This window comes from Natrinema saccharevitans, from assembly GCF_001953745.1.
GTDB classification, from domain to species: Archaea; Halobacteriota; Halobacteria; order Halobacteriales; family Natrialbaceae; genus Natrinema; species Natrinema saccharevitans.
Genome location: NZ_LWLN01000001.1, coordinates 1,468,048 through 1,491,071 on the forward strand (window position 1 = coordinate 1,468,048; position 23,024 = coordinate 1,491,071).

Below are 23,024 nucleotides of genomic sequence, written 5' to 3' on the forward strand. Positions count from 1 at the left end.
TCACCGCGTCCCGATTCCGATTCGACGGCTGTCGCGATCGACCCCAGCCGACGGCGACGGCCACGCTCGGTGGGTGAGAAATCAGTAGCTCGCTCGAGGGGATGCCGCCCCCAGCCGTCAGTGACGGACGCCGCGATAGAGGACGTATGCGACGAAGAAGAGGACGTACGCGGCTGCGAGACCGATCGTTACGGCCGATCGGCCCAGAACGGCGATGACGAGTATCAGGGCCGGCCCGACGAGCAGGAGCGAATCGAAGACCCGGTCCTCCGCACCCGACTCGAGAAGGTCGCCAACGACCGGGACGTCCGCGAGCCTCATCGGTAGAGCCCCCCGCGGTCGAAGATCGCTCGCAGCGTCACCAGCACGGGAATGATCTCGAGTCGGCCGATCCACATGTTAAAGAGAAACATGACCTTGCCGAGCGTCGGGAGCGACTCCGGCCCGGTGATCCCCGCAGAGAGGCCGACGTTGCCCTGTGCGCTCGCCACCTCGAAGATGACGTTCTCGAGGGTGTACTCTCCCTGCGGGAGCAGTAGGAGGAGCGCGAAGGTCCCGAGCCCGAGGAAGAGGAACCAGAGCGTGGCGATGATCGCCGCTTCTTCGAACTCTTGGCGGACTTCGCGTTCGTTGAGGCGACGGCCGTTGATCTCCAGTCGACGGACGGCCGTCTCGGGGTAGAAGACGTCCGCGATACGGAACCGGATCCCCTTCAGGAGGGTAAGCGCCCGGATCAGCTTGATCCCGCCGACTGTCGACCCGGCCGCGCCGCCGACCACCATTCCGAACACGACGGTGAGCTGGGCCTGTACCGGCCAGCGACCCAGCGCGACGTTCGTCGCGTCGGTGGCGGTCTGGAAGCCGGCACAGGTCGCGGCGGAGACGAACTGGAACGAGCCGTACCGGAACGCGGTAAACAGGGAGTCGTACGTGTCACCGATGTATACCAACACGGTGAGCAGGGCCGTCCCGATCCCCATGTAGATGAACACCCACCGAGTCTGCAGGTCGGCGTAGAGGTTCCGCAAGTCGCCCTGCAGGATGAGATAGTGGACGGGGAACGCGATGCTGCCGAGCAGCATGATCGGGAGGAGCGCGAAGTCGATGGCCGCGCTGTCGTAGGTGGCGATCGAGTTGTCGGTGATCGAGAACCCGCCAGTCGCCAGCCCCGTCATGCCGTGGTTGATCGCCCCCCAGATCGGCATCCCGACGACCCACAGCAACAGGATCGAGACGAACGTAAAGAGGATGAAGATCCACCAGATCGTCTGCACGGTCGAGACGATGCTCGGATGGATCCGTTCGGAACGGGCCTCGCTCTCGTAGAGGGTGAGCGAACCGCTCCCGGGACGGGCGAGGATCGCCGTCGTGAGGACGATCACGCCCACGCCGCCGACCCACTCGATGAACGATCGCCACCACTGGAGGGTCCGCGGGAGGACCTCCTCGTTGTCGGTCATCGTCAGCCCGGTCCCGGTGAAGCCGCTCATGCTCTCGAAGAGGGCGTTGATCGGGTTCGTAAACGCCGCGAGCGTCGACGTCTGGGACGGATCGCCGAGAATCGGCGGGGCGAACTCGACGGTCCACGCGATGAGGAGGAAGGGCAGCGAACCGAATATCGCGACGCAGAACCAGCCCATTGCGGCGATGATCATCCCGTGAAGCTTGCCGGGCTGGGCCGCGCCCCGGAACCGCGAGGTCAGGACGTACCCGGCGAGAAGGGGAAGCAGCCCGGAGACGAACAGCCCCGGAATCGCGTAGTACTCCCGCCAGACGAGCGGGACGAGGATCGAAACGAACAGCAGTCCGGCCAGCGCCTGAAAGATCCGCCCCAGATCCCGCCCGACGGTCCGTGCCGCCTCGTTCATGCGTCACCCCCCCGCCGGCTTCGGACATGCCGACACGGTGGCGGGTCGCCGTCCCGCTCGAGGCGGGCCGTCCGAAGACGACCGCTGGTGTCGACCGGCGTCGGTCCGGAACCCGCGTCGATCGCCCGTCATTGGATTCGATCTTCGGGATGACCGAACACGTCCGTGAGTTCGGGTTCCGCACCGAACGCCGAATAGACGGTAAGGAGGTCGTCGGCCTCGATTCGCGTGTTCCCCCTCGGCGTGACCGGCGGATCCTCTCCCTCGCGTTCGATCGCGACGATCAGGACGTCCTCGGAGAGGAGGTCCTCCTCGGCCGCCTCGATGAGGGTCTTTTCGGCGATCGGCGCGTTTTCCGTCACCTCGATCTCGAACACTTCCGCCTGCTCGCCGATCCGCATGTAGTCGACGATCGCCGGACGAGCGACCGCCCGGTAGAGGTACTCGGCGATGAGTTCCTGGGGGTTCTCCATCGTGTTGACGCCGATCTGGCGGAACACGTTCATGTGTTCGGGGTCGTGAACGACCGAGACGATATTTGGGACCGCGTGTTCCTGGGCGAGCAGACAGACCATGATGTTGGTCGCGTCCCGGTCGGTCGTGCTGATCAGGGCGTCCGCCCGCTCGATGCCGGCGTCCTGAAGCGCATTGTGATCGGTTGCATCGTCCTCGAGGATCAGACAGTCGTACTCACCGGCGGCCCGATCCGCCCGTTCCGGGTCGTTCTCGATGACGACGACTTCGTTTCCCGAGCGCGTCGCGATATCGATGAGCGGCTGGCCGATATCGCCCGCACCGACGATGATGATATACATTGCGTCGGTGTTCTTGCGTGACCGTTGAAAACATATCGCTTCGGTGACCGTCCCAGTGACCCCAAACGAGGCAGTCACGAACTCGGTTCCGTGCGAATCCGTCGAGGGAGCTACCGGGACGCGATTATTTCCACGGCCAGTCCCGTCGCCGCTGCCGTCTCGATCGCTCCTCGGTTTCCGCCAGAATTCGTTCGATCGCCCAGCCGGCCCACACGAAGACGACCGTGATGAAAACGGCCATCTCGAGTCGGATCACCTCCCCGTATCGGACGGCAAGGACGAGGGCCATGATCGCCACCGCGGCGGCGACGACGCCGAAGACGTCGTAGAACGTGTGCGGGTGGCGAACGCTTGGTAATCGAACGTGCATAGTACTATCTACGCGCTGTCAGTATATAACCCTACTCACGAAACCGATCGATCCCTCCTTCGGGGCGCCATTTCCGCCGGCCACAATAGTGTCACGGGCGGAAACCGTCTTACGATGGATTAATGGGACTGAATCGAAATCCGGTAACTACCGTGTCCAGATGCGATTCCGCGAGCGGGGTGTTCCATGCGGCTCCGAACTGACTGGCGCGCCAGCGTCGCGCTCGTCGGAACCGTTCTCAAGTATCTCTCCGTTCCGCTGGTGATCCCGCTCGTCGTGGCGCTCATCTATAGCGATCCCATCGTCCCGTTCGTCGCGACGATCGCGCTGACGATCGCAGTCGGGGAGGGCCTCGAGCGGCTCAGCCCCGAACCGGACCTGGAGATCCGTGAGGCGATGCTGTTCGTCGCGATTTCGTGGCTCGCCGTCGCGGTCGTCGGCGCAGTGCCGTACGTGATCGCGGGCTGGGGGACCGAGTCGACGCTCGCCCATCCCGTCAACGCCCTGTTCGAGTCGATGTCCGGGTTCACGACGACCGGAGCAACCGTCCTGGGCGAGATTTCGCTCGAGCGCCACTCCCACGCGATCATGATGTGGCGACAGCTCACCCAGTGGCTCGGCGGGATGGGGATCATCGTATTGATGGTTGCAATCTTGCCGGAAATCGCCGTCAGTGGTGCCCAACTCGTCGAATCCGAAGCCCCGGGTCCCGAGCTACAGAAGCTCACGCCGCGGATCGCGGAGACCGCTCGCATCCTCTGGCTGGTCTACTTCGCCTTTACTGTCGTCTATATCGCCATTCTCTACGGCCTGCACCTCGCGGGAGCGGCACCCAACATGGGGCTGTACAACGCCATCGCCCACGGGTTCACGACGCTCCCGACCGGCGGGTTCTCGCCGGAAGCCGACAGCGTCGCGGCCTTCTCGGCGGCCGTACAGTGGACCGCCGTTCCGTTTATGATCATCGCCGGGACCAACTTCGCGCTGTTCTGGCACGTCTTCAGCGGGGAGGGCCACCGCTTCGTCCGCAACTCCGAGTTCCGCGCCTACATCACCGCAATCGCCGGACTCACCGCACTCCTGGCCGGGATGCTCTACGTCGGCACCGCGCCCGCGCTGGCGGAACTCGGCGGTGTGACCGAAGGCGTATTCGAGAACTCGCTGCGACAGAGTGCATTCCAGATCGCGTCCCTGCTGACCTCGACGGGGTACGCGACCAGCGACTTCGTCGACTGGAGTTCGACGGGCAAGATCGTCCTCCTGTTCGCGATGCTCGTGGGCGGCTGTGCCGGCTCGACGGGCGGCGGCGTCAAGGTCGTCCGGTGGCTAATCGTCTTCAAAGTTCTTCGGCGAGAGCTGGTTACCGCGTCTCATCCCGAAGTCGTCCGTCCGATCCGGCTCGGCGGCAACGTCGTCGATGAAGACGCCATCCGTGGCGTCCTCGGCTTTACCTTCATGTACCTCGTCATCTTCGCCGGCGCAACCTTGCTGATCGCCCTGGACGTCAGTCGGGCCGACGCGATCGCGAACTTCTCCCCGCTCGAGGCCTTCAGCGCGAGCCTCGCGACGATCGGGAACATCGGACCCGGCTTCGGCCACCTTGGACCGTTCGGTAGCTATCTGGACTTTCCGATCCCGTCGAAACTCCTAATGATCTTCCTGATGTGGATCGGCCGCCTCGAGATCATTCCGGTACTCGTCCTCTTCACCGGCGGGTTCTGGACCCGCTGAACGGATCAGTACATCTCCGATTCGGTTGATCCCGCTCCCCGCGTTCGTAGGACTCTCGCCGACGCCGGCGCACCCGGTGCAGGTCATGGGCGCGCTGGGACCCAGCGACAGCGGCCCGTCTCAGTCGATTGTCGTTCCCGGGTTCTCGCCGTCGAGAAACGACGCGAGAGACGCGAGCCCGAAGATCGACGCCTCGGCCTCGAGCTCGAGCAGCGTCCGCACCTTGCCGGCCATGCCGCCGGTCACGTCGGTCGCGTCGCTGGCTCCGAGGACCGCGGCGACGGTATCGAAGTCGTCGATTCGGTCGATGACCGCGTCCTCGTCGTCCAGTACGCCGGGCACCGTCGAGCAGAGCCCGACCCGATCGGCCTCGAGGGAACGGGCCAGCGCCGCGACGAGTTCGTCGCCGCTGACGACGGTCGCGCCCGCGCCGGCGTGGGCGATCATATCGCCGTGTAACACCGGGACGAATCCCTCCGCGAGCATCGTCTCGACCTGTCCGGTCGGCAGATGGAGGTCCCCCTCACCGTCGCGGTGGCCCGCCGAGAAGGGATGGACCGGTACCGCCTCGACGTCGCGCTCGAGCAATCGACCGAGGACGAACTGGTTCAGGGTCTTCATCGCGCCGTGAACGTCGAGCGCCGCGCTCGCGTCGCGGGTCCCCGCCGTCGTGGTGACGCCGTGTTCGCTGGCGTTGTGGTGGCCGAAACTGCCGCCGCCGTGGACGACGACGAGGTCCTCGCGGCCCTCGAGCGCCGCGATCGCGTCCGCCGCCCGCTCGAGGGCTTCGCCGTCGAGGGTCTCCGGTCGGTCCTTCTCGGTGATGACGCTGCCGCCGAGTTTCAGGACGATCATTCGACTCGCTTCACCCCGGTTTCGGCCAGTTCGGCGCGGAAGGCGTCCTCACAGCCCGGCGTGAACGAGAGGGCGGTCTCGGTCTCCTCGGTGGGATCGAGCGCGACGATACAGCCCCCGCCGCCGGCACCGGTTAGCTTCGCGCCGTGCGCGCCCGCGTCCCGGGCCGCCCAGACCATCGTGTCCAGCGAGCGCGAGGAGACCCCAAGCGCCGAGAGCAGCCCGTGGTTGAAGTCCATCAGCCGACCGATCTCCTCGACGTCGCCGTCGGCGAGGGCGTCCTCGCCGTTTCGGACCACGTCGCCGATGGCCTCGACGGTGTGGGCCGCGAAGTCGTACTCCTCGCGGAGGTCGCGAACGCCCGCGACCAGCTGGCCGGTCTCGCCCGCGCCGCCGTCGAACCCGATCACGATCGGGAGTTCCGGCGCTTCGAGCGAGCGACAGTCGTCGCCCTCGACCCGGACCGCGCCGCCGGTCGCCGAGCAGAACGTGTCGGCGCGGGAGGCCTGACCGTCCTGGACCTGCGATTCCGTTCGATAGGCCCGCTCGGCGAGTTCGTCGCGATCCAAGGCGACGCCGAGTTCTCGAGTGGCCGCGTCGATCGCCGCGACCACGACGGCCGCCGAGGAGCCGAGTCCCGCACCCAGCGGGATGTCGCTCTCGATGGTCACGTCGAAGCCGGCCCCCTCGGCACCGGTGACCTCGCGGACCTGCTCGATCGCGCCGTCGACGTACTGGGTCGCCGCCGTCACCAGCGATTCGGGGACGTCGACGTCGGGACGGGCGTCGGCCGTCGCCCCGTACTCGACGGTGAAGCCGTTCAGGCTCAGATCCTCCGCGTTGACCCGGAGTCGCCCGTCGTCCCGTTGCCGGACCTCGACGCGGGCCCGCCGCTCGATCGCACACGGGACGGCGGGCTCGCCGTACACCACCGCGTGCTCCCCGAAGAGGTACACCTTGCCGGGGGCGCTCGAGAGTGTCATGGCCGGCCGTTCGTCCGAGGGGGAGTAATAGCTGTCTGTGTCGCTGCCGCCGCGCTGTAGTCGGACTTATGTCGGTGCGTCCGCTGATCGCTCGTATGTCGCTGGTCTTGCCGAGCGAACTCGTCGTCGACCGGTTCCTGCCGACGGTTCGGGCGATGCTGGCCGCCCGACTCGCGGATCGGGGGCTGACCCAGCGGGAGATCGCCGCCGAACTCGGCGTCACGCAGGCCGCAGTCAGCAAGTACGTCGCCGGCGAGGGCGGCGGTGACGACCGCTTTCGCGACGACCCCGAGACGGTCGCGACCGTCGACCGGATCGCGGACGGGCTCGCCGGCGGCGAGATGGACGGCTACGACGCACTCTCCGAACTGCTCTCGCTCGTTCGCAGCCTCGAGGATCGGGGGCCGATCTGCGAACTCCACGAGGAGGAGATGCCCGCGTTACGGGGACTCGGCTGTGACCTCTGTGTCCGGGGACTCGATCCCGACGTGCGCGCCGAGCGGGACGTCCTCGCGAACGTCCGGACGGCCGCGCGGACGCTCGCGTCGGTCCCCGGGATGGCCGACGCCGTCCCGAACGTCGGCACCAACGTCGGCATGTCGCTGCCCGATCCCGCCGACGAGACCGACGTCGCCGCCGTCCCCGGCCGGATCTACGCCATGGGCGGCCGGATCGAGATCCCCGCCAACCCCGAGTTCGGCGCGTCGAAACACGTCTCGACGGCCGTCCTCGCCGCCAACGACGCCGACCCGGACGTCCGGGCCGCCGTCAACGTCGCTACCGATGACGCCCTGCTCGCCGCAGCCCGGGAGCGGGGGATCGACCCCCTCGAGTTCGACGCCGACTACGAGGACCGCGGCGAACATCTCGGAGACCGGTTCGCGAACCGCGGTGCCGTCCCCGCAGTCGCCTACCATCGGGGTGCGTTCGGGATCGAACCAGTGACCTACGTCTTCGGGGCGACGGCCGTCGAGACCGCCGAACTGGTCGGGGAGTTGCTCGCGGCCCGGTCCGCGTCGGCGGCCGCCGATAGTAACGACTGACCGTCATTGCAACCCGATCGTGCGACGACGTCGCGATCAGTGCGTGAACCGTCTCAGTGGCTCCGATAGCCGCTGGGTTCGCTTCCCCGATCCCCGCCCCGCCGCTCGCGTTCGAGCGTTCGACAGCCCAGGACCAGCCGGTCCGGTAACGCCTCCACGTTCGCGTACAGGCTCTGCAGGACGAGCCCGGCGTCCTCGAAATTACAGCCGCGGTAGGCGCGCAACGGTTCTCCCTCCCACTCGACGATCCGTTCGCGCTCGAGCAGCGGGAGGTGATGGTGTCGCAACCGGAGCCGTACCTGCTCGAGATCCGTCTCGACGCTCGGGTTCGCCGCGACTTCCGGTAACGGAACCGACTCGCCGGTTGGCGCGTCCAACAGCGCGTCGATGATCTGTCGTCGGGGCTCCGCAGCGAGTACCTCGAAGATTCGGTCCCACCGGTCGACGCCGTCTACCGCCTCGTTGGACACTGGTTCGGACATGGTCGCGGACACGGCGACGTGCCCACTAAACCTTGTGGCGAGTTTCCACGTCTGTATTTAGGGATCGCCCGCCGCCGGCCAACACGCGATCCGACCGCCCCAGTGCGGCCGCTGATCGACGCGAGCGATCGGAAAACGAACAGTGTCGAAATCGCCGAATCAGACGCCGCTTTCGAAGTCCTCGAGCGAGTACGACGGCTCGGCACCGCGTCGATCGAGCACCTCGTTGGCGAGCAGCCAGTAGACGACCGAGAGGGCCTTGCGCCCCTTGTTGTTCGTCGGGACGACCAGGTCGACGTTACTAACCTGATTGTTCGAGTCACACATCGCGATGACCGGGATGCCGACCGTGATGGCCTCCTTGACGGCCTGGGCGTCGCCGATCGGGTCGGTGACGACCAGCACGTCCGGCTCGATGTAGCCGTCGTACTTGGGGTTGGTCAGCGTGCCCGGGATGAAGCGGCCGGTGCGGGCGCGTGCGCCCACGGCCTCGGCGAACTTCTCCGCCGGGAAGCGACCGTACTGACGGCTCGAGGTGACCAGAATCTGTTCTGGGTCGTAGTTCGCGAGGAAGTCCGCGGCCGTGCGGATGCGGCCGTCGGTCTTCGAGATGTCCAGCACGTAGAGGCCGTCGGTTCGGACGCGGTGGATAAACCGGTCCATGTCCTCGGTCTTCTGCTGGGTCCCGATGTGGACCCCCGCGCCGAGGTAGTCCTCGACGGGGATCAGCAGGTCCGCCTCCTCGTCGGACATGACGTCGTCGTCGAGGGTCGGCCCGGCGTCCTCCTCGGCGTCGTCGTCGGCTTTGTCGGCGTCGGCCGCGGGCGTTCCCTCGGCGTCGGCGGGCTGTTCGTCTACTGGCTCGACGTCCTCCTCGGCGGCGGGGCCAGCCCCTTCGGCTGGCTCCTCGTCGATGTCCTCCTCGGCGGCGTCGAGCCCTTCTTGGGTTGCGTCGTTTTCTGTCATGTCGCGTCGTCTGCGATTCGAATGAGCTCGTTGAGCTTCGCGGTTCGCTCGCCGCCGACCGCGCCCGTCTTGATGTAGGGGGCGTCGGTCGCGACGGCGAGGTGTGCGATCGTCGCGTCTTCGGTCTCGCCCGACCGGTGGGAGACGACCGAGTCGTAGCCGTTCCGTCTCGCGAGTTCGATCGCGTCGACGGCGTCGGACAGCGTCCCGATCTGGTTCGGCTTGATCAGAATGCTGTTTGCCGCGCCGCGATCGATGCCCTCGACGAGCCGATCGGTGTTGGTGACGAACAGGTCGTCGCCACAGATCAGCGTCTGGTCGCCGACCTCGTCGGTGAGGTCGGCGAAGGCGTCGTAGTCGTCCTCGTCGAGCGGATCCTCGACGTAGACGAGGTCGTACTCCTCGACCAGATCGGCGATGTAGGCGATCTGTTCCTCGGTGTCGCGGCTCCGGTCGCTGTACTCGTAGGTACCCGAATCGGCGTCGTACAGCTCCGCGCCGGCGACGTCGAGCCCGAAGCCGACGTTGAAGCCAACCTCGTCTTGAACTCGGGAGACCGCCTCGGCGACGATTTCGAACGCCTCGCCGTCGTCGATCGACGGAGCCCACGCGCCCTCGTCGCCTTTCCCGCAGGCGATGTCGCGTTCCTCGAGCAGGTCGGCGACGGTTCCGTGGACGGCAGCGTTGGCGAAGACGGCGTCGGCGACGCTCGGCGCGCCGACGGGCGCGGCGAGGAACTCCTGAATGTCGGTCGCGTCGGCGGCGTGTTCGCCGCCGCCGACGACGTTCCCGAGCGGGATCGGGAAGTTGTCGCCGCGGAACGTCCCGCCCAGATGCTGGAACAGCGGCGCACCCAGAACGTCGGCACCGGCCTTGGCGGCGGCCATCGAGATCGCGACCGCGCTGTTGGCACCGATCTCGGAGAAGTCGTCGGTCCCGTCGGCGGCGCGCAAGGCGGCGTCGACGTCGCGTTGGTTACCCGCGTAGACCTCGCCGACCAGTCGGGGAACGGCGTGTTCCCGCGCCGCGGCGATCGCTTCGCCGGCCGGCCGTTCGACGGCCTCGTACTCGCCGGTACTGGCACCGCTGGGTGCCGCGGCGCGGCCGAAGCCGCCGCTTTCGGTCAGGACGTCGGCCTCGACCGTCGGGTTCCCCCGCGAGTCGAGAACTCGACGCAGCCGGACGTCGGTGATCAGCGTCATTTCCGGTCGTACCCCCGCTTGACGGTAAAGGGCAACACGCCGGCGTCGTACTCCTCGGCGGCGATGAGGATCGGCTGGGTCTGGTCCGTCTCGATCAACACCGGCGCGCCGTAGGAGACCTGCAGCGCTCGCGCGCCGAGGATGCGTGCCTTCTCGTAGCGGTTGTGTTGTTGTTGCATGGGTTACTGGTACGGGGAGACGACGTCGACGAGATCCTCGTGACTGACGAGCATGCGCCGACAGCAGTAGCGGTCGACGCCGAGTTCGTCGAGGACCTTTTCGGGGTCCTCGTCGCCCTCGTTGGCCCGCTCGTCGAACTCCTCCCAGTGTTCGCCGACGACGTTACCACAGGTGAAACACCGGACCGGTACCATCATGATTGGATCACCTCAGCGGTAGGACTTCTGGTAGCGCGCCCGAGCGCCCGGGCCGCCCCACTTTTTCGGTTCGGACTGGCGAACGTCGTTGACCAGCAGCGAACGATCGAACTCCATGAACGCGTCGCGGAGTTCGGCGTCGTTGGTGTGCTGGACGATCCCGCGTGCGATGGCGGTGCGGACGGCGTCTGCCTGGCCGCTGATGCCACCGCCTTCGACGCGGACGTCGATGTCCATCTCGCCGCGGAGGTCCTCGCCGACGATGCGGAACGGCTCGAGCATCTTGAGCCGGGACGTCTCCGGTTCGACCAGTTCGACCGGCTGGGAATTGATTCGAACGCGACCCTCGCCTTCGCGCACCGTGGCGCGAGCGACGGCCGTCTTTTTCTTGCCACTCGTGTTGGTTACCATGTGACGTTAGCACCTAACTGTTCGGACACTTCGTGCAGGTGGACGAAGCGGATGTTCGACAGTCGATCCAGCGACGTTCCCTCGAGAACCGTCGACTCGTGGTCGTCGTCGCCCTCGTAAGGGTTGCCGACGTAGACGCGGACGCTGTCGAGTGCTTCGCGACCGCGGGGCTTTTTGTACGGCAGCATCCCGCGAACGGAGCGCTTGAAGATGGTGTCCGGTCGCTTGGGATAGTACGGTCCGCGGTCCGACCCCATCTGCAGTCGCGTGCGGTACGTCTCGAAGATGTCTTCCTTGTCGCCGGTGATGACGGCGTCCTCGGCGTTGACGATCGCGACGCGTTCGCCGTCCAGCGCGCGCTGGGCGACCTCGCTTGCGACGCGACCGAGGATGCAGTCACGGGCGTCGACGACGGTGTCGGCGTCGAACTCTGCGAGACTCATCGAATCACCCGGACGTCGGAGCCTTCGGGGTTTGCTTCGAGCGCTTGCTCGAGCGGTACGGATTCACCGACCTGGTCGATCTTCGTCTCGGCGGACGAGGAGAAATCGACTGCAGCGACGGTGACGTTCTTTTGTAGTGCGCCCGATCCCAGCACTTTGCCGGGAACGACGACTGTCTCTTCTTCGCGTGCGTATCGCTCGATGCGGCCCAGGTTCACCTCAGCGTGGGTGCGCCGGGGCTTTTCGAGTCGATCCGCGACGTCTCGCCAGACGTCGGCGTCCCGCTCTCGGGACGTCGACTTCAGCTCGGCGATGAGATCGTTGAGCCTCGGATTGGTTTTGCTACTCATTGTATCCTCCAAATGCGGTCGTCTCGGCGAGGCGAGGAAGCGTCTCGCCGATGGTGGAATCGGTTCGCTGCCGGCCGACGACGCGCCGATCGCCGCTGATCGGTGTCGGTCGGCGGTGAAGAAGTGGATGCAGGGAGCAGGATTTGAACCTGCGGACTCCTACGAGACAGCGCCCTGAACGCTGCGCCGTTGGCCTGACTTGGCTATCCCTGCTCGCACTTCCGTGTATCCGCCGCCCCTTCAAACCCCTTTCGATTCCAGTAGGCGAGCGATCGCCGGCCTCGTGGCTGACGGCACCGGCGAGCGGCTCGACCAGTTCGGGTCGGGGGCGTCGGTTCATATCTATAGCTGTACTGCGTCTTCGAGTTCGGTCGCGCGTGCCTCGAGCGTATCCGCCGCTCGAGTCACGAGCTCTTCGATGCTGAAGGAGCCGTCCGTCTCCACGTGGAAGACGAACGCTTCGGGCACGTCCTCGACGCGGACCTCCTTGCCCGGATACCGGTTCGAGAGGTCGTGATCGAACTCGCTCGTGGGAACGAGTTCGCCGTCGTCTTCGATGACGCCGCGAATGATCCGGCGCTCTTCGTCCTCGAACTCCGGCAGGTCGCCCTCGACCTCCACGCGCTGGAGGTGTCGGTAGCCGACCGCGACCCCGCCCTGGTGTTTGGCGTGGTCTTTCCCGCGGTCGATGACGGCGTCGGCCTCGGCCTCGAGGCGCTGCCCGTCCTTGAGCTCGATGATCGGGACGTTCTCGTCGGCGGGTTGGACGAGGTCGTCCTCGGAGACGAGGTCGCCGGAATAGGCGGTTGCCGGCCCTTCGACGTCGATCGAGAGCGTGACGGTGTCGTCCTCGGCGAACTCGCCGACCGGCGGCGTCGTCAGCGGGACGAGCCCCATCCGCAGGGCGAGTTGCTCGTCGAACATAACCGACGAGTTCTCGACGAACCGGACGGTATCGATCGCCATCGTCGGCACGTCGGCGATCATCGCTCGGCGGATGCCGTTTGCGAACCCGGGCGTCACGCCGCGAACGAGGAATCGCGCTTCGCGGTCCTCGCGTTCGACGAACTCGACGTCGTACTCAGCAGTCATGATCTAGTAGCCGCCCTTGCCTTTCGGAGCGCGCGATCCGTCGTGCGGGATCGGCGTGACGTCCTCGATTCGCCCGATCTCGATGCCCGAGCGGGCCAGCGCGCGGATCGTCGCCTGCGCGCCGGGACCGGGGGATTTCTGGAGGTTGCCACCGGGGCCACGAACCCGCACGTGCAGGCCCGTGATACCCGCGGCCTTGACTTCCTCGGCGACGGACTCGGCCATCTGCATGGCCGCGTACGGCGACGCCTCGTCGCGGTTCTGCTTGACTGCCGTCCCGCCGGAGGACTTGGCGATCGTCTCCGCGCCCGTGAGGTCGGTCACGGTCATGACGGTGTTGTTGAACGATGCGTGTACGTGGGCGATTCCCCATTTGTCGTCGTCCTGGCTCATTGATTACCCTCCGCGCGTTCGGGGTGGAGTTCGTCCGCGAGCGGGCTGTTCTCCTCGAAGTCCACCAGTTCCTCCTCGTCGACGTCGACGACGTAGGAGGGGACGCGGTGACGCTGTCCGTCGACCACGATGTGGCCGTGGGTGATGTACTGGCGGGCCTGCTGGGTCGTGTTCGCCAGCCCCTTGCGGTAGACGACCGTCTGGAGACGGCGCTCGAGGATGTCCTCGATCTCGAGCGACAGGATGTCGCCGAGTTCGTCGGCCTCGTCCAAGATGCCGACGCGTTTGAGCCGACCGAGGAACTCCTCGGAGCGCCGTTGGACGACCTCGTCGCCCTGGGCCTGGCCGAGCAGTTCCCGGGCCTCGCGCCGGTAGGAGCGAAGCTCGGACTGGGCACGCCAGAGTTCTTCCTTGTTCTTGAGGCCGTAGCGGTCGATCAGCGAGTGTTCGCTGGCGATGCGTTCACCCTGGTAGGGGTGATTCGGCGTCTCGTATTGCTTGGTGTCAGTGCCGAGTGGCATTATTCGCCCTCATCCTCTTCTTCGGCGGCCTCTTCGGCCTGTTCCTCGCGGATCTCCTCGACGTTGACCCCGATGGTGCCCTCCGTTCGGCCGGTGGACTTGGTCCGCTGACCGCGGACCTTCTGGCCGCGCTTGTGGCGCGTGCCCTTGTAGGAGTCGATCATCTTCATCCGGTTGATGTCGTGCTGACGGGTTAGCTGGAGGTCGTTGCCGATCTCGTGGGTCGTCTCGCCGGAGTAGAAGTCGTCCTGACGGTTGTTGAGCCAGTCGGGGACTACCTCGGCGTAGTTCTCTACGAGTTCGACGACCTCGTCGATCACGTCTTCGTCGAGTCGACCGAACGTGTCCGTCCGGTCGACGCCCGCTTCCTCGGCGATGAGTCGGGCGGTCCGGTGACCGATCCCGTTCATCTCCGTGAGCGAGCGCTCGACGGACTTCGTCCCATCGAGGTCCGTTTGCCCGATGCGGACGAAGTAGCGGAGATCTTCGTCGTCTTCTTGCTCTTGAGGTTCTTCCGCGCTCATGTTGTCGTGTATGTGTGTCTAGTCTGCGTGCGTTGCAAATCGACTGGCGGGAAAACGCCAGCTGAGTTCCGACGTTGTGGCGGGGATTCGAACCCCGGAGGCTTGACGCCACATGGTTAGCAACCATGCGCCTTGGGCCGCTTGGCTACCACAACACCGTCGGTCTATCGTCGCCCTCTCGGACTCGGGGATCGCTCCCCTACACGTATCGCACTCGGACCTACCCCTGTCTGCTACTTAAGGGCAACGAAAGACAGCCAGTTCGGATGTGGGTCGCTCGCACAACTATTTTGCCTGCTATGTGTGGCGCGCGCTGGCGGTCGACCGAGCGTTGCGAGGCCGAACGCAGTGAGGTCTCGAAAAGCGAGCGGTGACCGAAGGGAACCGTGACCCGAGCGAGGGCGACCGTCGATACCGCGCGAGGGGTGAGCGAACGCCGTTTGGCGTGAGCGAATCGGCTGGGGAGGATGTGGGTACTCCCTGTTGCCACGATAGCAAAACGTTCCGTTTTGTCTCGGGTGGATTCACCGCTGGGGCTCGGTAAGGACGTTCGAAATTCGAACGTGAGAAATAAAATCGGATTCAGGCTCCGGCGTACTCCTCGAGGTACTTCTCGTTGATCTCCCACTCGCCGTCGTCGTTTCGAACCATGTACTCCCCGTAGTAGGGCACCCGGTCGGCGACGACCTCGCGGAAGGCGTCCCGGATCTCGGGTTTGGTCATCTCGCCCATCGGCTTGAGGTCGTCGTTGCGATTCAAACAGCCCTTCAGGTAGCCCTCGTGGGTCACCCGAACGCGGTGGCAGTTCGCACAGAAGGTGGGGTTCTCGACGGGGTCGACGATCTCGACCATCCCCCGACCCGCGGCGTTCGAGCCGACATCGTCCGCGCCGCTCGAGCCGTCGCTGACCCAGTAGCGCCTGCGGTCGTGCATCTCTCGATGTTCGATCTCGTCGGCCCGCTCGGCCAGCCAGTCGTGGACCCGCTCGATGTCGACGTTCCACTCGGGCTTGCCCGTCAACTCCGGCATGTACTCGATCAACTGTAGCTGGAGGCCGTCGTTTGCCGCGACGTGGTCGACCATCTCCGGGACGTAACCCGCGGTGTGTTCGAAGACGACCATGTTGAGTTTGACTGGGTCCAGCCCCGCCTCGAGCGCGGCCTCGACGCCCTCGAGAACCTTCTCGTACGCGCCGCTTTTGGTCACCGCGGCGAAGTCCTCGGGATCGAGGGCGTCCTGCGAGACGTTGACCCGCTCTAACCCGGCGTCGACGAGGGCCTCGGCCCGGCCCGGCAAGAAGGTGCCGTTGGTCGTCAGCGAGACCTCCATTCCATCCGGCGTTCGCTCGATGATCTCCTCGAGATCCTGTCGGAGCATCGGTTCCCCGCCGGTGAACTTGACCGCGTCGACGTCGAACTCGGCGGCGACCTCGAGAAAGCGGACGACGTCGTCGGCCGACATCTCGTCGTCTTGCGGGTCCATCGGCCCCCGCGTGTCCCCCAGCCCTTCGTTGTGACAGTAGACGCAGTCGAAATTACACCGATCGGTGAGGGAGACGCGTACCCCGGTTACCTCCCGCCCGAACTCGTCGGTGAGCATGCCAACGAGTTGCAGCCGGATCCGCTTAAACGCGCCGGGAATTTCGACCCGACGTAACCGATTTCGGTTCGCAAACTCTGTCAGCCCACTACGAGGATCGGCGACATCGACCGGCGGAAGGTCTACCCTGCTCGCGCTCGAACGGCGACCCATGGACGAGGACATGCTCGCGGACCAGCGGCGGCTGGTCGAACTCGTCGAGGAGGAGGGCTGGGACGTGACCGATCTCGAAATCTCCGCCTACGACAGCCCGTGGGCCGACGAGGACGACCCCGAGGCGACGGTGACGATCACCGCGCGGAAGCCGTACGAGACTGCGGGCGACGACGGGGACGAGGAGGACGACAGTCCGTTCCGAGTGAAGTGAGCGCGGCCGCAATATGCAGTTCCCGACCGGCTTCGTCGAGGGCGCTCGTCGAGATTCGCGACGCCCGAGCCCCGATTACCCCTTGATGTTACAGACGGGGAACGTCCGCGCGACCTTGTCGCCGATCCCGAGCGCGTCCGAGACGCGGACGACCTCGTCGACGTCCTTGTAGACGCCCGGGGCCTCCTCCGCGACGGTCGCGCCAGACTGGGCCTTGACGTAGATCTGGTTCTGCTCCTCGAGGTCCTGCTGGACGTCGCCGCCCCAGAACTCGTTTTTGGCCTGGGTACGGCTCATCAGCCGACCCGCGCCGTGAGCGGTCGAGCCGAAGGTCAGGTCCATCGAGTGCTCGCCCCCGCGGAGGACGTAGCTGCCCGCGCCCATGCTGCCGGGGATGATCACCGGCTGGCCGACGTCGCGGTAGGCCGACGGCACCTCGGGGTGGCCCGCGGGGAACGCCCGCGTCGCACCCTTGCGGTGGACGTAGAGTTCCCGTTCCTCGCCGTCCGCCCCGACCGTGTGGGTCTCTTTCTTCGCGATGTTGTGGGCCACGTCGTACAGCAGGTGCATGTCCATCTCCTCCCAGGAGCGATCGAACACGCGCTCGAAGACCTGCCGCGTGCGGTGCATGATCAGCTGGCGGTTGACCCACGCGAAGTTGATCGCGGCGTTCATCGCGGCGTAGTAGTCCTCGGCCAGCTGTGAGCCGGCGGGTGCGGCCGCCAGTTCCGTGTCCGGCAACTGGTTCAGCAGTCCCTCGTGTTGCCGCTCGATCTTCCGCAGGTAGTCGTTACAGGTCTGGTGTCCCAGCCCGCGCGACCCGCAGTGGATGAGAACGACGATCTGGTCCTCGGAGAGGCCGTAGGCCTCGCCCACCTCGCCGTCGAAGACGTCGGTCACGCGCTGGACCTCGAGGAAGTGGTTGCCCGAGCCCAGCGAGCCGATCTGGTTCTTCCCGCGGTCCTTGGCCTTCTGGCTCACCTTGTCGGGGTCCGCGCCCTCGCGCATGCCTTCGTCCTCGCAGTGCAGCAAATCGTCCTCGACGGCGTGGCCGTTCTCGAGCGCCCAGTCGACGCCGCGGGCCAGGATTTCGTCGACGGTGTCGACGCCGGCTTCGACGATGCCGCCGCCGCCGAGTCCCGACGGGACGTTCGCGAAGAGCGAGTCGACGAGTTCTTTCTCGTGGCCCTGCACCTCGTCGTAGGTCAGGTTCGTCCGCATCATCCGGACGCCGCAGTTGGAGACGACGAACCCGTTAGCGACGAAATTGTGCGCATCGTGAGCGACGCCGATATCGTACACCGTTTGCGCTTCGTCAACCGTCTCGATGGATCTGATCCGGGTGGAAACAGCGTAATCCTCACCGACTTCCGTCGTTTCACAGTAGTCCTCGAATCCGGGAAACTCCGCCGGCGGTCGCGGTCGTCCGCTTCGTCCACCCCAGATGCTCCGCTCGATGAACCGCTCGTTGATATCGAATTGCGATTTGATGTCGTTCGCTGGCGTTCCTCCATCGGCCATCGCTTTCGCTTCGCGAGCGATCGTCACTCGACGATCGATCACCGCCTCTTTCGTCTTGAGATACTGTATTGTTTTGGCTGCCTTTTTCCTCTTTTCGTGGTTATAGCGGTAGCCGACGGTCGAGAAGAACTCGATCAGGTTCTCGGAGTCGTTTTTGATTCCGAGTCGAAGTCTGATCGTCTCTCGATCCGAACTCGAGTCCGTCTCGAACCGTTCGATCTCGTCCGTCTCGATACCGAGATCGTCGAGGAAGGAAGCCAGTTCTACCATGAATTCCTCACCGGCGTCGGCGACGTCAGCGACGCGCGTCTGTGACACCTTCGGACAGTACAGGTTCTTGTCGTGCTGGGCCGCAGGGGCGTTCATCTCGGCGCCGAAATACGCCGAGACGTACAGTGCTTTCTGCCAGTTCGTCAGTCGATCGAAGTACCACGGCGTCGTGAAGTCGGATTCGATCTTCCGTCCGTCGGGTGCCCCCAGCGCGAGGAGTACGCGCTGGAAGGCCTTCGAGGTCGATCGGACGCTGAACTCCGTCGTCTCGAACGTTTTCCCGTCGATCTGGTGCGATCGGTCTCGCTCGTAGATTTTCGAGGGCGTGAACCCGATCGCTTCGATATCGTTTTGAATGGATTCGAGATCCACGCGTTCCCCGTAGAACCACGTCTGTCCGCCGCTTCCGATCGCACCGTCGCCGGTATGGAACCCGACGAGTTTGAGAAACCGATTGAACGCGTCGTCGGTCGATTTCAATGGGAGGAGGTCACGCTCCTCGAGCGCGCGGACGAGTTGCGGGTTCTCGTCGGCGAAATCGTCCTCGCTGAGGACGGTGAAATCCTCGGGTTTCTCGTCGGGAACGCCGCGGAACGGTTGGAGATGGACCTCGTCGCCTTCGGAGAGCTCCTCGAGTGACTGCATCCCGTCGGGCGTCCGGAACGGGTGGTCCGCAGTCGCAGTAATACGGTCGCCGGTCTCGGTCTCTACTTCGTACACGGTCGCGTTCTCGCGTTCGGTGAACAGCCGAATCGGTGACGGGGTGAGGTCATCATCGGCGACCACCGCGTTCTCCGCTTCGAAGCGGTCCTCGAGGGTTTCGATCGGGGTTCGACGGCCGTGTTCGAGGAGGACTTCCGAATTTCCTGTGAGGCAGTTGATGTCGTAGCCGACCGCTCCCGGCGAAATACAGCCGTTTTCGGCATCGAGGGCACCCACCCCACCGACGGGGAAGCCGTAGCCCTGATGGCCGTCGGGCATGCAGATCGCGTGGTCGGTGATCCCCGGCAGGTGAGTCGTGTTTTTGATCTGCTCTAAGGTCTTGTCGTCCTCGATCTGCTCGAGCAGGGCCTCGCTGGCGAGCACTCGCGTGGGGACGCGCATATCCCCCTCCTGTGGGATCTCCCAGACGTACTCGCGCACCCGCTCCAACGTGATGCCGTCGGCGTCGTACGTAGTCATACCCGAGCATCCGACCCCGGCGATGAAAGATGTTCGTCTTGCCAGCGACCTCGAGAGTCCGTCTCACTGTCCGATCGCGGCGGTTCGCGGACGGAATCGGAACGACGGATTAGACGTCGAAGACGACGTAGGTCTCCCAGCCGTCCGCGACCGACTCGAGGCGCATCTCCGAGTAGGTCACGGCCTTCACCTCGCGGGCGTCGACCGCGGCCAGCGGGACGCCACGGGCGCTGGCCTCGAGGGACCACGCAGTCGCTTCGACGTCGGCATCGCTCCCGTCCGCAGGCGCATCGATTCTTTCGACCCGGTTGTCGACGGGTAACTCGGCGCGGACGTCCCGCAAGTAGATCAGTTCGCCGAGGTAGTCGAACAACAGCGCCTCGCGTCGCTCGGCGGCCACGGTCAGGGAGAACCGCTCGCCGGACTCCGGCGGGATTTCGTCGCAGGACGCGGCTGTGAGGCCGTCGGCCGTCGCTTCGAACACCGCCTCGAGGGAGTCGCCGGTCGCAGCGACCGCGACGTCGGCCGTGTGATCGCGCAGTTCGAACCCCATGTGGCCGTCCTTCGCGGGCGAGTGTGGTATGACCGTCGGTTCGGCGACGAGGGCGACCCCACCGACGGCGTGTCGACGGGGCGACATACCCCGTTGTCAGACCTTCCCGAGAACGAACTGCCGGTGGAATTATAGTGAACAGGCTGGTAGACTGTGATAGTGAGCGTCAATATCGATAGTCGCGTCGTCGCGCCGGGGAGCGACGACTTCGTCGACGACGCCTGGGAACTCAAAGAGGAGATCCGTCGCGAGGAGGGCGTACTCAAACAGCGCTACGACTTCTTTACCGACGCGTACCGACGGTCGAAGGTCCACTGCTACGTTCGAGACGGCGAGTTGATCGGGTTCGCGGCCGTGCGACGTGACGGCTACATTCTCTTTCTCGCGGTGGCGCCCCGCTATCGCAGCGAGGGGATCGGGAAACGACTCGTCGCCCGCGTGGCCGACGACCACGAGACCATCACGTGTCACGCCCGGACGAGTAACGAGAACGCGCTCCAGTTCTACGAACACCTGGGCTTCGAGATCAAGCGCCGGATCGACGACTACTACGAGGACGGCGGCGACGCCTACTACCTGAAGCTGGGGTCTGACGTCGGGATCACGGACAAGATCTCGGATCTGATTCGGCGGTAACGATCGGTTCTGCGGCTCGTCAACGACCGATCCCTCAGCCGACGGTCCGTTCTCGACGGCCCCGCAACCCGACCCGACGACCGAGCGGCGCTTGGGGCCTGCGACCGCGGACGGCCGACTGCCGCTCGAGCCGCCCCGTCCCGACGCGTCGCGCGGCCAGTCCAATACAATTATACCGGCCCCACCCCGAGTAGGCCAATCGTATGGAAGAGCGAACGAGGGCCTACCTCCGCGGGCGATTCCGGGATCACTACCGACGGACGGAGATCACGCCGCCGCCCGCGGCCAACGAACGCGAGTGGGGCTACATCCCGTGGACGGAGGGCCCCGACACGACGATGGTCCGCCACCGTTCGCTGCTCGAACTGGGGGATCTCTCCGAGTTTCTGGTCCGGAAGCGCCCGCGCCACGTCTACTTCTCGGCGGGGCGCTTTCGCGATCCCGGCGCGAGTTCGATGCACGAGAAAGACTGGCAGTCGGCCGATCTCGTCTTCGACCTCGACGCCGACCACCTGCCGAACGTGACGCTTGGCGAGGACAGCTACGCCGAGATGCTCGCCAAATGCAAGGCAGCCCTGCTTCGGCTGCTCGATTTCCTCGAGACCGACTTCGCCTTCGAGGACCTCGAGATCGTCTTCTCCGGTGGTCGGGGGTATCACGTTCACGTCCGCGACGAGAACGTCTTGCACTTAGAGCGGGAACACCGCCGCGAGATCGTCGACTACGTCCGAGGGATCGGGCTGGAGTTCGACGAACTGATCGAGACCGAGACCGTGGCGGGACTGGGGCGAAAGACCCCGACCGAGCGTCGGACCCTCCGGACCGAGGGGGGCTGGGGGGCCCGGATCCACGACCACTTCATGGCCTTCGTCGACGACTTGCTCGAACTCGAGGAGGAGGCGGCCCTGGAGCGGTTACAGTCGTTCGACGGCATCGGCGAGGGGAAGGCGAAGGCGACGCTGAACGCCGCCCGCAACAACCGCGAGGGACTCGAGGCGGGCAACGTGACCGTCCACACTGCCATCGCGCAGTTGGCCGAGCGGTTCGCGAGCGAGGCCGTCGAGCGCGACAACGCGCCGATCGACGAGCCCGTGACGACGGACACGAACCGGCTGATCCGCCTGCCGGGCAGCCTCCACGGCGGCAGCGGCCTGAAAACCGTCCGCCTCGAGCGCGACGAGATCGCCGACTTCGATCCCCTCGTCGACGCCGTTCCCGAGACCTTCGAGAGCCACGAGATCACCGTCGACGTCGCCGACGGCGGCGAGGTCGAACTCGGAGGAGATACCTTTACGGTCGCGGAGGGTGACCAGTCACTACCCGAGTACGTCGCCGTGTTCCTGATGACACGCGGCCGCGCCGAGAAGGAGAAAGAATGAACCTAGACGAACTGCGGTCGGTCCAGAGCAAGGAGCGCCAGAAGGACAGCCTCCAGAACCTTCGCCCCTCGTTCTATCAGGAGGTCGGCGAGTACATCGCCGACCTGGAGGCCGAGCGCGACCGAGTCGCCGAGGCGTCCGAGGACCCCTTCTCCTCGCCCGAGGTCGGCCGACTGACCGACGAGATCGAGACTGCGAAAGACGTGGTCGAAGCGATCTACGAGCGCCGAATGGGGAAGCTCGTCAAGCAGGCCAGCCTCGCCGCCGCCGGAATGCCCGCCGACGACGAGGGACTGACCGCCGAGGAGGCGGACCTGTTCGACGACCTCGTCGACCGCATCGGATCGAACAAGAGCCGTGTCCTCGACGTCCTCGAGGGCGTCGAGGAATCGACCGGTGGCGGCGACGCCGCCCCGTCGAACGGCACCCCCGCCCCGGAGCCCCGCGATGCCGACGCGGGACGTCCCGGTTCTCCCTCGAACGAGTCGGCTCCCGATCCCGACGCCCCGCCGGCACCGCCCGAGGAACCGCCCGCCGGCCCGGCAGCCCCACCGGAGGGCAGCGACTCGAGCGGTGTCTCCCCCGCGGACGTCATGGGCGGCGAGGGACCGGCGGTCGACGGTCCCGCTGACGTGGGTGGCTCTTCGGACTCGAACACTCCCCCGGAGTCGTCCGTCGAGTCCGGTTCGGACCCCGTTTCCGAGTCCGGCCCGACGACCGACCGCGACGGTGCAGTCGACCGGGACGGAACAGCGAGCGAGTCCACTGCCGGCACCGACGACCTCTCGATCTCGAGCGACAGCGCGGTCGATGCGGTCGCAGACGCCGGGAGGGGCGACGAACCGGCGACGAACGACGACGTGGCCCGAACGACCGTCAGGATCACCGACGACATCGGATCGATCCTCGGCGTCGACGACCGCGAGTACACCCTGACCAGCGACGATATCGTCGAACTCCCGGAGCAAAACGCCGCCCCGTTCGTCGAGCGCGGTGCAGCCGAACGCCTCGAATAACCAGCCTGCTCCCGTTTTCCGCCCGCCTACCGGCCGTCCGTGACGGTCGGCCGGCACGATACCGACCGTGTGAAA

27 protein-coding genes and 2 tRNA genes are annotated in these 23,024 nt (G+C 65.8%); 6 read left to right on the top strand and 23 right to left on the bottom strand.

The features are described 5' to 3' along the window. Positions 1–117: 117 nt before the first annotated feature. From A6E15_RS07425 to A6E15_RS07440, 4 genes are all read right to left on the bottom strand, one after another. The gene (locus A6E15_RS07425; RefSeq protein ID WP_076145135.1) at positions 118–321 is read right to left on the bottom strand and encodes a hypothetical protein; all 204 of its coding nucleotides are present in this window, start codon (positions 319–321) and stop codon (positions 118–120) included. Then, positions 318–1,868 carry a TrkH family potassium uptake protein gene (locus A6E15_RS07430; protein ID WP_076145136.1) on the bottom strand — a complete coding sequence of 517 codons (1,551 nt, stop codon included), beginning with the start codon at positions 1,866–1,868 and terminating at the stop codon, positions 318–320. The genes A6E15_RS07425 and A6E15_RS07430 overlap by 4 nt, the downstream gene beginning before the upstream one ends. Positions 1,869–1,996: 128 nt before the next feature. Beyond that, on the bottom strand, positions 1,997–2,683 hold the full coding sequence (locus A6E15_RS07435) for a potassium channel family protein (protein ID WP_076145138.1): 687 nt from the start codon (positions 2,681–2,683) through the stop codon (positions 1,997–1,999). Between the two features lie 124 nt (positions 2,684–2,807). Beyond that, positions 2,808–3,053, bottom strand: coding sequence for a hypothetical protein (locus A6E15_RS07440; protein WP_076145140.1), 246 nt, complete (start codon positions 3,051–3,053; stop codon positions 2,808–2,810). A 186-nt stretch (positions 3,054–3,239) separates the two neighbouring features. Between A6E15_RS07440 and A6E15_RS07445 the strand changes: the two genes are divergently transcribed. Next, positions 3,240–4,784, top strand: coding sequence for a TrkH family potassium uptake protein (locus A6E15_RS07445; protein ID WP_076145143.1), 1,545 nt, complete (start codon positions 3,240–3,242; stop codon positions 4,782–4,784). Positions 4,785–4,904: 120 nt separating this feature from the next. Here the strand turns inward: A6E15_RS07445 and A6E15_RS07450 are convergent, their stop codons facing one another. Then, positions 4,905–5,639, bottom strand: coding sequence for an isopentenyl phosphate kinase (locus tag A6E15_RS07450; protein WP_076145145.1), 735 nt, complete (start codon positions 5,637–5,639; stop codon positions 4,905–4,907). Next, positions 5,636–6,622: a mevalonate kinase gene (gene mvk / locus A6E15_RS07455; protein WP_076145147.1), complete on the bottom strand. Its 987-nt coding sequence runs from the start codon at positions 6,620–6,622 to the stop codon at positions 5,636–5,638. The genes A6E15_RS07450 and mvk overlap by 4 nt, the downstream gene beginning before the upstream one ends. Before the next feature lie 95 nt (positions 6,623–6,717). Between mvk and A6E15_RS07460 the strand changes: the two genes are divergently transcribed. Continuing rightward, entirely contained in the window at positions 6,718–7,665 is a 948-nt protein-coding gene (locus tag A6E15_RS07460) for a thiamine-phosphate synthase family protein (protein WP_076145149.1), read from the top strand. 53 nt (positions 7,666–7,718) lie between these two features. Here A6E15_RS07460 and A6E15_RS07465 read toward each other — a convergent pair whose 3' ends face one another. The 15 genes from A6E15_RS07465 to moaA form a co-directional block, all read right to left on the bottom strand. Beyond that, positions 7,719–8,147 (bottom strand): hypothetical protein, encoded by a 429-nt coding sequence (locus tag A6E15_RS07465; protein WP_076145151.1) that lies wholly within the window; start codon positions 8,145–8,147, stop codon positions 7,719–7,721. Positions 8,148–8,306: 159 nt separating this feature from the next. After that, a complete protein-coding gene (gene rpsB / locus A6E15_RS07470) occupies positions 8,307–9,113 on the bottom strand; it encodes a 30S ribosomal protein S2 (protein WP_076145153.1) in 807 nt (268 codons plus the stop codon). After that, the gene (eno, locus tag A6E15_RS07475) at positions 9,110–10,315 is read right to left on the bottom strand and encodes a phosphopyruvate hydratase (protein ID WP_076145155.1); all 1,206 of its coding nucleotides are present in this window, start codon (positions 10,313–10,315) and stop codon (positions 9,110–9,112) included. The genes rpsB and eno overlap by 4 nt, the downstream gene beginning before the upstream one ends. Next, positions 10,312–10,494, bottom strand: coding sequence for a DNA-directed RNA polymerase subunit K (locus tag A6E15_RS07480; protein WP_076145157.1), 183 nt, complete (start codon positions 10,492–10,494; stop codon positions 10,312–10,314). Before A6E15_RS07480 ends, eno begins: the two co-directional genes overlap by 4 nt. Before the next feature lie 3 nt (positions 10,495–10,497). Then, positions 10,498–10,692 (bottom strand): DNA-directed RNA polymerase subunit N, encoded by a 195-nt coding sequence (locus tag A6E15_RS07485; protein WP_006182150.1) that lies wholly within the window; start codon positions 10,690–10,692, stop codon positions 10,498–10,500. Positions 10,693–10,704: 12 nt separating this feature from the next. Further along, positions 10,705–11,103: a 30S ribosomal protein S9 gene (locus tag A6E15_RS07490; RefSeq protein WP_076145159.1), complete on the bottom strand. Its 399-nt coding sequence runs from the start codon at positions 11,101–11,103 to the stop codon at positions 10,705–10,707. After that, positions 11,097–11,546, bottom strand: coding sequence for a 50S ribosomal protein L13 (locus A6E15_RS07495; protein WP_076145161.1), 450 nt, complete (start codon positions 11,544–11,546; stop codon positions 11,097–11,099). Before A6E15_RS07495 ends, A6E15_RS07490 begins: the two co-directional genes overlap by 7 nt. After that, entirely contained in the window at positions 11,543–11,896 is a 354-nt protein-coding gene (locus A6E15_RS07500; RefSeq protein WP_006182147.1) for a 50S ribosomal protein L18e, read from the bottom strand. The genes A6E15_RS07495 and A6E15_RS07500 overlap by 4 nt, the downstream gene beginning before the upstream one ends. Before the next feature lie 128 nt (positions 11,897–12,024). Continuing rightward, a tRNA-Leu gene (locus tag A6E15_RS07505) sits at positions 12,025–12,109 on the bottom strand. A gap of 129 nt (positions 12,110–12,238) precedes the next feature. Next, positions 12,239–12,988, bottom strand: a complete 750-nt coding sequence (locus A6E15_RS07510) for a DNA-directed RNA polymerase subunit D (protein ID WP_076145163.1) — start codon at positions 12,986–12,988, stop codon at positions 12,239–12,241. Between the two features lie 3 nt (positions 12,989–12,991). Next, positions 12,992–13,381, bottom strand: coding sequence for a 30S ribosomal protein S11 (locus A6E15_RS07515; protein ID WP_066295959.1), 390 nt, complete (start codon positions 13,379–13,381; stop codon positions 12,992–12,994). After that, the gene (locus A6E15_RS07520; protein WP_076145164.1) at positions 13,378–13,902 is read right to left on the bottom strand and encodes a 30S ribosomal protein S4; all 525 of its coding nucleotides are present in this window, start codon (positions 13,900–13,902) and stop codon (positions 13,378–13,380) included. Before A6E15_RS07520 ends, A6E15_RS07515 begins: the two co-directional genes overlap by 4 nt. Further along, on the bottom strand, positions 13,902–14,426 hold the full coding sequence (locus A6E15_RS07525) for a 30S ribosomal protein S13 (RefSeq protein WP_076145166.1): 525 nt from the start codon (positions 14,424–14,426) through the stop codon (positions 13,902–13,904). Before A6E15_RS07525 ends, A6E15_RS07520 begins: the two co-directional genes overlap by 1 nt. Positions 14,427–14,498: 72 nt before the next feature. Further along, positions 14,499–14,581: transfer RNA gene (locus A6E15_RS07530), tRNA-Ser, on the bottom strand. A gap of 427 nt (positions 14,582–15,008) precedes the next feature. After that, positions 15,009–16,025, bottom strand: a complete 1,017-nt coding sequence (gene moaA / locus A6E15_RS07535; protein WP_076145168.1) for a GTP 3',8-cyclase MoaA — start codon at positions 16,023–16,025, stop codon at positions 15,009–15,011. A 151-nt stretch (positions 16,026–16,176) separates the two neighbouring features. Here moaA and A6E15_RS07540 point away from each other — a divergent pair, with 151 nt between their 5' ends. Beyond that, positions 16,177–16,392, top strand: coding sequence for a hypothetical protein (locus A6E15_RS07540; protein WP_076145170.1), 216 nt, complete (start codon positions 16,177–16,179; stop codon positions 16,390–16,392). Between the two features lie 75 nt (positions 16,393–16,467). Here the strand turns inward: A6E15_RS07540 and A6E15_RS07545 are convergent, their stop codons facing one another. Beyond that, the gene (locus A6E15_RS07545; RefSeq protein ID WP_139326572.1) at positions 16,468–19,365 is read right to left on the bottom strand and encodes an RtcB family protein; all 2,898 of its coding nucleotides are present in this window, start codon (positions 19,363–19,365) and stop codon (positions 16,468–16,470) included. Positions 19,366–19,474: 109 nt separating this feature from the next. After that, positions 19,475–19,918 carry an archease gene (locus A6E15_RS07550; RefSeq protein WP_076148246.1) on the bottom strand — a complete coding sequence of 148 codons (444 nt, stop codon included), beginning with the start codon at positions 19,916–19,918 and terminating at the stop codon, positions 19,475–19,477. Between the two features lie 159 nt (positions 19,919–20,077). On the opposite strand from A6E15_RS07550, the gene A6E15_RS07555 reads away from it, so the two are divergent. The 3 genes from A6E15_RS07555 to A6E15_RS07565 all read left to right on the top strand — a co-directional run bounded on the left by A6E15_RS07555 (position 20,078) and on the right by A6E15_RS07565 (position 22,949). Beyond that, a complete protein-coding gene (locus A6E15_RS07555; protein WP_066295983.1) occupies positions 20,078–20,554 on the top strand; it encodes a GNAT family N-acetyltransferase in 477 nt (158 codons plus the stop codon). Positions 20,555–20,757: 203 nt separating this feature from the next. Beyond that, complete coding sequence (gene priS / locus A6E15_RS07560) at positions 20,758–21,933, top strand: DNA primase small subunit PriS (RefSeq protein WP_076145171.1); 1,176 nt, start codon at positions 20,758–20,760, stop codon at positions 21,931–21,933. Continuing rightward, positions 21,930–22,949, top strand: coding sequence for a DNA replication complex subunit Gins51 (locus tag A6E15_RS07565; protein ID WP_076145173.1), 1,020 nt, complete (start codon positions 21,930–21,932; stop codon positions 22,947–22,949). Before priS ends, A6E15_RS07565 begins: the two co-directional genes overlap by 4 nt. Positions 22,950–23,024: the final 75 nt, after the last annotated feature.